The sequence below is a fragment of the Streptococcus sp. HMSC072D07 genome (genome assembly GCF_001814835.1).
In the GTDB taxonomy this organism is placed as follows: domain Bacteria; phylum Bacillota; class Bacilli; order Lactobacillales; family Streptococcaceae; genus Streptococcus.
Map to the genome: position 1 here is coordinate 2,567 of NZ_KV818081.1, position 554 is coordinate 3,120.

At 36.5% G+C, this 554-nt stretch carries 1 protein-coding gene; it reads right to left on the bottom strand.

The genetic code is table 11. The annotated features are described in order from the left end of the window. Positions 1–554, bottom strand: a 554-nt coding sequence (locus tag HMPREF2991_RS09200) for a hypothetical protein (RefSeq protein ID WP_070683918.1), incomplete at both ends; no start/stop codon positions are given.

The window sequence follows — 554 nt, forward strand, 5'->3', positions numbered from 1 at the left end:
GAAATCTGACCCTTAGTATCTATACCATAAATAGTCAGTTTGTCTTCTCCCTTAGGCGCCATCCAGTGTAACACTTTGTCAAACCATTCCTCTGGGGTCACGTATTCCTCTTGAGGATTAAGAATCCAACCTTCTTCAGTTATTTTTTTCTCAATTTCAGGATATTCCTCAAAGAGGTTGATGTTGGTATCAATAACCTTGCCCTCCTCTTTAAAATCACTAGAAATACTGATGAGGTGATCCACTAAGTATCCCTTATCTTTTGCATACTGATCTAGTGTCGTATAATAAAAGTAAGGACCCGCTTCATAGATATCTGAACGCTTTTGATACTCTCCTTCTACTTTTCCGCTATCAATGTTTAAAACAAAGGTTTTCATAGTACCTTGTTTGTCTTTAACTTCTATATTGATGACGTTCTTGGGATTATTACGATAGGTGAAGATTCTGAAATCAATCGGAAAAAAACTGGCGTCATAGTCTTCGACTACTTTGTTTAGATCCACTTCTTTATCGGCTAAATCTTCTGTTCTATAGTCATAAAGACGAATCTT